Source organism: Clostridium sp. CAG:43 (assembly GCF_000434655.1).
GTDB classification, from domain to species: domain Bacteria; phylum Bacillota; class Clostridia; order Lachnospirales; family Lachnospiraceae; genus Otoolea; species Otoolea fessa.
This window is the reverse complement of the sequence record NZ_FR895117.1, coordinates 59642-67680: the sequence shown is the minus strand read 5'-3', so window position 1 is coordinate 67680 and position 8039 is coordinate 59642. Positions and strand designations below refer to the sequence as shown.

General features: G+C 50.9%; 12 protein-coding genes and 1 other annotated feature. All 12 genes read left to right on the top strand.

The genetic code is table 11. The annotated features are described in order from the left end of the window. Nucleotides 1-296 (top strand): YcxB family protein (locus QVO97_RS12350; RefSeq protein ID WP_288189768.1); only part of this gene is annotated, 296 nt, incomplete at its 5' end. After that, nucleotides 293-718: a tRNA (adenosine(37)-N6)-threonylcarbamoyltransferase complex ATPase subunit type 1 TsaE gene (gene tsaE, locus QVO97_RS12345; RefSeq protein ID WP_022360622.1), complete on the top strand. Its 426-nt coding sequence runs from the start codon at nucleotides 293-295 to the stop codon at nucleotides 716-718. The genes QVO97_RS12350 and tsaE, both read left to right, overlap by 4 nt. 23 nt (nucleotides 719-741) lie before the next feature. After that, nucleotides 742-1491 carry a tRNA (adenosine(37)-N6)-threonylcarbamoyltransferase complex dimerization subunit type 1 TsaB gene (tsaB, locus tag QVO97_RS12340; RefSeq protein WP_022360621.1) on the top strand — a complete coding sequence of 250 codons (750 nt, stop codon included), beginning with the start codon at nucleotides 742-744 and terminating at the stop codon, nucleotides 1489-1491. After that, entirely contained in the window at nucleotides 1491-1979 is a 489-nt protein-coding gene (gene rimI / locus QVO97_RS12335; RefSeq protein WP_022360620.1) for a ribosomal protein S18-alanine N-acetyltransferase, read from the top strand. Before tsaB ends, rimI begins: the two co-directional genes overlap by 1 nt. Nucleotides 1980-2064: 85 nt before the next feature. Beyond that, on the top strand, nucleotides 2065-2469 hold the full coding sequence (locus tag QVO97_RS12330; RefSeq protein WP_022360619.1) for an ACT domain protein: 405 nt from the start codon (nucleotides 2065-2067) through the stop codon (nucleotides 2467-2469). A gap of 116 nt (nucleotides 2470-2585) precedes the next feature. Beyond that, on the top strand, nucleotides 2586-2828 hold the full coding sequence (locus QVO97_RS12325) for a hypothetical protein (RefSeq protein ID WP_181357235.1): 243 nt from the start codon (nucleotides 2586-2588) through the stop codon (nucleotides 2826-2828). Between the two features lie 221 nt (nucleotides 2829-3049). After that, entirely contained in the window at nucleotides 3050-3961 is a 912-nt protein-coding gene (locus QVO97_RS12320; protein ID WP_022360617.1) for a ribonuclease Z, read from the top strand. Nucleotides 3962-3966: 5 nt separating this feature from the next. Continuing rightward, nucleotides 3967-5151, top strand: a complete 1185-nt coding sequence (gene tsaD, locus QVO97_RS12315; RefSeq protein ID WP_022360616.1) for a tRNA (adenosine(37)-N6)-threonylcarbamoyltransferase complex transferase subunit TsaD — start codon at nucleotides 3967-3969, stop codon at nucleotides 5149-5151. Nucleotides 5152-5266: 115 nt separating this feature from the next. Beyond that, nucleotides 5267-6034, top strand: coding sequence for a 2-C-methyl-D-erythritol 4-phosphate cytidylyltransferase (gene ispD, locus QVO97_RS12310; protein ID WP_022360615.1), 768 nt, complete (start codon nucleotides 5267-5269; stop codon nucleotides 6032-6034). A 37-nt stretch (nucleotides 6035-6071) separates the two neighbouring features. Beyond that, nucleotides 6072-6206: a sequence feature (ribosomal protein L10 leader region), on the top strand. 47 nt (nucleotides 6207-6253) lie between these two features. Then, complete coding sequence (gene rplJ / locus QVO97_RS12305) at nucleotides 6254-6742, top strand: 50S ribosomal protein L10 (protein WP_022360614.1); 489 nt, start codon at nucleotides 6254-6256, stop codon at nucleotides 6740-6742. Nucleotides 6743-6846: 104 nt separating this feature from the next. Next, nucleotides 6847-7218, top strand: coding sequence for a 50S ribosomal protein L7/L12 (gene rplL / locus QVO97_RS12300; protein WP_022360613.1), 372 nt, complete (start codon nucleotides 6847-6849; stop codon nucleotides 7216-7218). A gap of 164 nt (nucleotides 7219-7382) precedes the next feature. Then, a partial coding sequence (locus QVO97_RS12295) for a hypothetical protein (protein WP_288189767.1) occupies nucleotides 7383-8039 on the top strand: 657 nt, incomplete at its 3' end.

The window sequence follows — 8039 nt, the reverse complement described above, 5'->3', positions numbered from 1 at the left end:
TTGCAATCTGGAAACAGGCAGAGCGCACCGCCGGGGATGCGAAAACGGGAGCTGAGATTGTATTTCACATTGGAGACGAGGGCATCCGTGCCCGCCAGGCGAACTGCAAGGGTGAGATCAGCTGGGATAAGCTGGTAAAAGTGAAAAAGATCGCGGGAATATATGTGCTTTACCTGGGTCGAGACAAGGCGTACCTGATGCCGAAGCGCGTGTTCAGAGGTTCGGAGGAGCAGATTTTTCTCAGTATGCTTACAAGAAATCTGCCGCAGGAAAAGAGAAGAGGAATTCGAGCATGATGATAGAAACAAACAGCCCGGAAGAGACGTATGCGTTTGGAAAAAAGCTTGGAATGGAAGCGCAGGCAGGGCAGGTGTATTGTTTGAATGGTGATTTGGGCGTAGGAAAGACGGTTTTTACGCAGGGGTTTGCCGCGGGACTTGGAATTCAGGAACCGGTCAACAGCCCGACTTTCACGATCGTGCAGGAGTACGACGATGGGCGCCTGCCGCTTTACCATTTTGATGTATATCGTCTCGGCGATGTGGACGAGATGGATGAGATTGGCTATGAGGACTATTTTTACGGCGAGGGTATCTGCCTGATCGAATGGTCGGAGCGCATCCGCGAGATCCTGCCGGAACATCCGATCCAGATCACGATTGAAAAGGATCTGGAAAAGGGCTTTGATTATCGGAAAATTTCAGTAAACGAGCAGTAGCCGGCGACAGGAGGAAAGAGAAAATGAGAATTTTGGGAATCGAAAGCGCATCCCTGGTGGCATCGGTTGCTATTGTTACGGATGATGTGATCACGGCGGAATATACGGTGAATCTGAAAAAAACGCATTCGCAGACACTTCTTCCGATGATTGATGAGATTGTGAAAATGCTGGAGGTGCCGTTGGAAAGCATCGATGCAATCGCAGTATCCGGCGGTCCGGGCTCTTTTACGGGGCTTCGGATTGGCTCTGCGACAGCGAAAGGACTGGGACTGGCGCTCAAGAAGCCGCTGATCCATGTGCCGACGATGGATGCGATGGGATATTGTCTGTACGGGGCTTCGGCGCTCATCTGCCCGATGCTGGATGCGAGACGGCAGCAGGTGTACACGGGACTCTATCGGTATGAAGAGAAGTTCGAGATTGTGAAAGAACAGTACATTACGGATATCCATGCGTTGATTGCCGAGTTAAATGAGCGCGGCGAGCGCGTGATTTTCCTGGGGGACGGTGTGCCGGTCAACCGGGTGGTGATCGAGGAAGAGATGAAGGTGCCGTATTCGTTTGCACCGGCACAGGCGAGCCGTCAGCGAGCTTCGGCGGTGGCAGCGCTTGGCGCAGTGTATCTGGCAGAGGGAAAGACCGAGACGGCAGCCGAGCACAAGCCGGATTATCTGCGGAAATCGCAGGCGGAGCGCGAGCGCGAGGTCGCAGAGCGCCAGGGCGAGATGGATAAGCTGGCAGCCGGTATTGTGGTCGTGGAGAAGAAATAATGGCGGCAGGAACGGGAACGCAAAAAGAGCTTCGTGTTCAGATAGTGGATTTTCAGCCGGGGGATCTTCCTGCTGTCCGGGCACTGGAACTGGAATGCTTTTCGGATGCATGGTCGGAGAAGCTTTTACAGGATCTGCTGACGAGCAGCTGGGATAAAGCCTGGGTGCTGAAAGAGGATGAAACCGTCTGTGGCTACAGCAATTTCCGCGTCATTGCCGGGGAAGGCGAGCTGATGCGGATCGCGGTTCACGGCGCGTGCCGGGGGCGCGGCTATGGGCGGCTTCTGATGGAACGGCTGTTAAGGGAAGCAGAGGAAGAAAACGTCGAGGATATCACCTTGGAGGTGCGTGCATCCAATGCCCCGGCGATTGCGCTGTATGAGGCGTATGGCTTTCAGAAAGAGGCGGTTCGGAAGAATTATTACAGCGGGCCGACGGAAGATGCGCTGATTTATTGGAAAAGAAGCGGAAAAAGCATTGACAGATGAAATGGAAATGAGTATACTGTTTAACAGATAAAAGCGTAACACTTTACAGTGTTAAATTAAAAGAAAAGAACGGTAGGAGGTTCATATGCTGAGTCAGGTATCTATTTTTGCAGAGAATAAGAAAGGACGTTTACAGAATATTACATCCCTTCTTCAGAAGGAGAATATTAACATCTGGGGTTCGATCACGAATGACAGTGCGGAGTACGGTATTATCCGTATGGTTGTTTCTAATCCAGAGCACGCGGAGAAAGTGCTGGCGGAAGCTGGTTATCTCTGCCGTCTGACAGAGGTGCTTGGCGTCGAACTGGATGACGAGGTCGGAGCACTCAACCGTCTGTTAATTTCCCTCGAAGAGAGCAATATCAATGTAGATTACCTGTATCTCTCCTTCAATCGTGATTCTGGCAAGCCGGTTATGGTGCTTCACACGGACGATGTGAGGGAGGTCAGCATCTGCCTGACATCGAAGGGATATAAGGTACTGTAAGTATTTCCAGCACTTTCCGCTTAAAAACCGGTATAAAAAACAGTATAATGATGGAGAAGCTGTGGAGGACATGGCTTCTCCATTTTGCGTATATAGAAGAGAAAGGCGAGGAGAGCATGAGAAAATATGGAGAGAGCGGCATTCTTCTGTCGGTTGTCTGCAACCGGTGCGGAAAGAAGCTGGCGGTGAAAGAAGGCATTCTGCGCGAAGGAGCGGCGCATTTTGATGTGGCATGGGACTATTTTTCGGAGAAAGATGGGGAGGTGCATCATTTTGATCTGTGCGAGGAGTGCTATGATGGAGTGACGCGGGAATTTCTGATTGAGGCAGATAAGGAGGAGAGGACGGAACTATTGTAGAGTCGTGAGGGGGACGGAGAAACGCGGGACAGGCGGTGCGTCATCTGCGTCTCTCCTGTGAATTGGATTGCTGAATTTCTGGCTTGCAACATAGTATTTCTTTATGATATTATTAAATGATATGGGAGTTAGGAGAAAAGCTGTTTTGACAGCTTTTTGCATGACTTTTAATTAAAAAGATTTATTATGAATCATTTATTTAATAGAAAAGAGGATGTTTCATGTTAGATGTATGTTTGCTGGGAACGGGCGGGATGATGCCGCTGCCGTATCGGTGGCTGACGGCTTTGATGGTCCGCTGCTCGGGCAGCAATTTGCTGATAGACTGCGGGGAAGGCACGCAGATTGCGTTGAAAGAAAAGGGCTGGAGCCCAAAGCCGGTGGATGTGATTTGTTTTACACATTATCACGCGGATCATATCAGCGGTCTGCCGGGACTTTTGTTGACGATGGGAAATGCGGAGCGGACGGAGCCGATCACGATGATTGGACCGAAGGGACTGGAACGCGTGGTGACGGCACTGCGGACGATCGCGCCGGAATTGCCGTTTCCGCTTGAGTTTATCGAGCTGACGGAGCCGAGACAGCAGCTTCAGATTGGACCGTATGTGATCGATGCGTACCGGGTCAACCATAATGTGACCTGTTATGGGTACTCGATTTCGATTCCGAGAAAGGGACGGTTCGATGTGGAACGCGCGCGGGCGCAGGAGATTCCGCAGAAGTTCTGGAGCCGCCTGCAGAAGGGGGAGACGATCGAGGAGGAAGGCAGAACGCTGACACCGGATATGGTGCTCGGAGGTGACCGGAAGGGAATCAAGGTGGCATACTGTACCGATACGAGACCGCTTCCGGTAATTGCGGAGTACGCGAAGGATGCGGATCTGTTTATCTGTGAAGGCATGTACGGCGAGGACGGGAAAGAAGCCAAGGCGAGAGAATACAAGCATATGACATTCCAGGAGGCGGCGCACCTGGCGAAGGAGGCCCAGCCGAAGGAAATGTGGCTGACTCATTACAGCCCGTCGCTCATCCGTCCGGATGATTATATGGATAAAGTGCGTGAGATATTCCCGAGAGCGAAAGCCGCCCGCGATGGCTGGACGGCAGAGCTGGGATTTGATGAGGAGTAAGGGCGATGCAGACGGAAGAAAAGAGAGAGAATATAGAAGAAAAGAAGGACGAACGGATGGAAATGCCAGTTTCAGGAGCATTGGAACGGGGACCAGGGAAAGCTCCGGTATCGGGGGCAGAGATTTCCGTGCATGATACAGAAAACGGACACCCATCAGAAGATGTTTACATTCTTGCAATCGAGAGTTCCTGTGATGAGACGGCAGCTTCAGTCGTGAAAAACGGACGTACCGTTCTTTCCAATATCATATCTTCCCAGATCGATCTTCACACGCTGTTTGGCGGCGTTGTGCCGGAGATTGCGTCGAGAAAGCATATCGAGAAGATCAACCAGGTTATTGAAGAGGCGCTGACAGAGGCACATATGAGTCTGGAGGAGATGACGGCGATTGCAGTTACCTACGGTCCAGGGCTGGTTGGTGCGCTTTTGGTCGGTGTGGCGGAAGCCAAAGCACTCGCGTATGCGGCGAAGAAGCCGCTGGTCGGCGTACACCATATCGAGGGGCACGTATCGGCAAATTTCATCGAAAATCCGGATCTGGAACCGCCGTTCATGTGCCTGATCGTGTCAGGCGGACATACACATCTGGTGATTGTGAAAGATTATGGCGAATTTGAGATTCTGGGACGCACCCGAGACGATGCAGCAGGCGAGGCGTTTGACAAGGTGGCACGCGCGGTCGGGCTCGGTTATCCGGGCGGCCCGAAGGTCGATAAGGCGGCAAAAGAGGGGAATCCACATGCGATTGAGTTTCCACGGGCAAAAGTGGGCGACAATCCATATGATTTCAGCTTCAGCGGCTTAAAATCGGCGGTCTTAAATTATATTAACCATGCGAAAATGATGGGCGAGGAGATCCATGTGCCGGATCTGGCGGCTTCGTTCCAGAATGCGGTTGTGGAAGTATTGGTATCGCGCACGATCGAGGCGGCGAAACAGCACGGCTATAAGCGCGTGGCGATCGCCGGCGGTGTGGCATCCAGCGGTGTGGCATCCAACTCCGCTCTCCGGGCGGGCATGGAGAAGGCCTGTAAAGAGGCGGGCATCCAGTTCTTCCATCCGTCACCGATCTTCTGTACGGACAATGCGGCGATGATCGGAGCGGCGGCGTACTATGAATATAAGAAGGGCGCACGCGCAGGCTGGGATCTGAATGCGGTGCCGAATTTGAAGCTGGGCGAGAGATAATACAAATTTTTTCAGGAAGAATTGTTTTGCGGTTAGTTTTTTTAAAAATATTGATTTGACAAAAAGTGGAAAAAGAGTGTTTTAAGAGATCGTTCTGGCATGGAGGAGAAACGAGATGGAACATACATTGGATCAATTTGGGAAAGAGAAAATTACACCGCATCCGACCCGCACTGCCGCTATCGTTCTGGCAGCCGGACAGGGAAAACGGATGAAAAGCAAGATTCAGAAGCAGTTTCTCCTTCTGGAGGAAAAGCCGGTCATCTGGTATGCACTTCACGCGTTTGAGGAGAGTCGGGTCGATGATGTGATTCTGGTGACCGGAGCGGATGAGATCGCGTACTGCCGGGACGAGATTGTAGGAAAATATGGATTTTCCAAGGTGCGCGCTATCGTTGCGGGCGGAAAAGAGCGCTACCATTCGGTCTACGAGGGTTTAAAGGCGCTCGGCAGCCAGCTTTCCTATGGGGAGGGGGACTGCGTCCTGATTCATGACGGGGCGCGTCCGTTTGTGGACGATCCGATGATTGAACGTATCGTATCAGATATACGAAGTTATAGCGCAGCAGTGGCAGGCATGCCGTCAAAGGATACGGTCAAGCTGGCGGATGCGGACGGATTTGCCTCTGTGACGCCGGAACGGGCGCATGTCTGGATGATTCAGACACCGCAGGGATTTACTTACCCGCTGATCCGCGCGGCGTATGACAAGATGATGAGTCGGGAAGAGTACCAGCAGGGAGTGACGGATGATGCGATGGTGGTCGAGACGATGACCGATCACAAGGTACGCCTGACCGAAGGTTCTTACCGGAATATCAAGGTGACAACGCCGGAGGATATGGAGGTTGCGGCTGCATTTTTAAAAAATAAAAAAAGTTAATAGGTCTATTGACAACCCTTGACTTCTATGTTATAGTATCTATCGTGTTTAACTGCCGAAGACAGCAGGTGCCGAAAGGCATAAGGTTAATACGCCTGCCGAGGGAACTGATATCGTTGTATATTTCTATCCCCCTGTCCTGCGAGTGACGGAGGGATTTTATTTTACAGAAAACGTTTACCAGGCGGTTATAGAAATAAAACAGGAGGTAAACCAATCATGGCAAAAGTTGAATTAAAGCAGCCGGTTGTTGCTGAAATCGCAGAATTATTCAACGGCGCTAAGGGCGCAGTAGTAGTTGACTACCGTGGACTGACAGTTGAGCAGGACACACAGCTCCGTAAGCAGTTAAGAGAAGCTGGTGTTACTTATAAAGTATATAAGAACACCATGATTCGTTTTGCTGCTAAGGGTACCGCGTTCGAGGCTCTGGAGCCGAATCTGGAGGGTCCGACCGCTCTGGCTGTATCCAAAGAGGATGCTACAGCTCCGGCAAGAATTTTAGCTGAGTTCGCTAAAAAAGCAGACAAGCTTGAGATCAAGGGCGGCGTTGTAGAGGATACTTACTACGATGCAAAGGGCATGCAGGTTATCGCAACCATCCCGTCCAGAGAAGTTCTTCTTGGAAAACTTCTTGGAAGCATGCAGTCTCCGATCACAAACTTCGCTCGTGTTATCAAACAGATCGCAGAGCAGCAGGAGGCATAAGACCCTTACCTGCAAAGCAGGGTGTAAGGTGCGTGAGAGCCGCATAGTAAAGCAAGAGGCCGCATAAGGTCGATTTAAAATTCAATCACAGGAGGAATATTAAAATGGCAAAGTTAACAACAGCTGAGTTCATTGAGGCAATCAAAGAATTATCCGTATTAGAGTTAAACGATTTAGTAAAAGCTTGCGAGGAAGAGTTCGGTGTATCCGCAGCAGCAGGCGTTGTTGTAGCAGCAGCAGGTGCATCTGAGGCAGCAGAAGAGAAGACTGAGTTCGACGTAGAGCTGACAGAGGTTGGCCCGAACAAAGTTAAAGTTATCAAGGTAGTTCGTGAAGCTACAGGTCTTGGTCTGAAAGAGGCTAAGGAAGTAGTTGACGGTGCTCCGAAGGTAGTTAAGGCTGGCGCTTCCAAGGAAGAGGCTGAGGACATCAAGACTAAATTAGAGGCTGAAGGCGCTAAAGTTACCTTAAAGTAATTTAAGTAAGTTCGCATAGAGCTAATTGCATTACAGATGGGGAGTCTGGCGTGTGCGTGAGCGCATGCCAGGCTCTTTTTATTTCATGGGAAATTGCGTCCTATGAAATAAAAAACGCTCCGCGAAGATGCAGACTCTTTTTTAAACGGGGGAATCAAATCAAGATGGCAGAGAAGACAAGAAATGAAACGGCAGCAGATGAGGAACTTAAAACGCTTCGGGAACGGCTTAAGGCGTGCGAATTTCTGCTGATTGGGCTTGGAAGCGAATGGGAGAAGGCGGGAGGCGCGGAGGTACAGGAGGCATACCGGGCGCTGGCATCGATGACAGAGGGGAAGGATTATTTTATCGTGACAACCGCAAAGGATGCGCGCATCTTTGAAAGCTCGTTGGATGAAGCGAAAATCACGGCGCCGTGCGGTAATGTGAACTGGCTTCAGTGTTCGAAAGGCTGTACGAAGGATATCTGGGAGCGCGGCGAGGTGGCGGATGGTATCTGCCCGCACTGTGGGGCACCGCTGACAGAAAACACAGTTCTGGCGAATCCGTATATCGAGGAAGGTTATTTGAAAAGCTGGAATCTCTACCGGGAATGGCTGGCTGGAACCTTAAACCATGCGCTTCTGATTCTCGAGCTGGGAGTGGATTTCAAGACGCCGACCGTCATCCGCTGGCCCTTTGAAAAGACGGTCTTTTTTAACCGCAAATCGCATATGTATCGGATAAACCAGAAGTTTTACCAGATTGTCGGAGATATTCAGGAGAGGACCGTATCGATTCCGCAGAATTCGGTCGGCTTTATCCGCAATTTTGCTTCCTGC

What these genes read in the sequence shown, in the direction of transcription:
- tsaE (WP_022360622.1), top strand. Translation starts at nt 293, where the DNA reads ATGATGATAGAAACAAACAGCCCGGAAGAGACGTATGCGTTTGGAAAA.
- tsaB (WP_022360621.1), top strand. Translation starts at nt 742, where the DNA reads ATGAGAATTTTGGGAATCGAAAGCGCATCCCTGGTGGCATCGGTTGCT.
- rimI (WP_022360620.1), top strand. Translation starts at nt 1,491, where the DNA reads ATGGCGGCAGGAACGGGAACGCAAAAAGAGCTTCGTGTTCAGATAGTG.
- QVO97_RS12330 (WP_022360619.1), top strand. Translation starts at nt 2,065, where the DNA reads ATGCTGAGTCAGGTATCTATTTTTGCAGAGAATAAGAAAGGACGTTTA.
- QVO97_RS12325 (WP_181357235.1), top strand. Translation starts at nt 2,586, where the DNA reads ATGAGAAAATATGGAGAGAGCGGCATTCTTCTGTCGGTTGTCTGCAAC.
- QVO97_RS12320 (WP_022360617.1), top strand. Translation starts at nt 3,050, where the DNA reads ATGTTAGATGTATGTTTGCTGGGAACGGGCGGGATGATGCCGCTGCCG.
- tsaD (WP_022360616.1), top strand. Translation starts at nt 3,967, where the DNA reads ATGCAGACGGAAGAAAAGAGAGAGAATATAGAAGAAAAGAAGGACGAA.
- ispD (WP_022360615.1), top strand. Translation starts at nt 5,267, where the DNA reads ATGGAACATACATTGGATCAATTTGGGAAAGAGAAAATTACACCGCAT.
- rplJ (WP_022360614.1), top strand. Translation starts at nt 6,254, where the DNA reads ATGGCAAAAGTTGAATTAAAGCAGCCGGTTGTTGCTGAAATCGCAGAA.
- rplL (WP_022360613.1), top strand. Translation starts at nt 6,847, where the DNA reads ATGGCAAAGTTAACAACAGCTGAGTTCATTGAGGCAATCAAAGAATTA.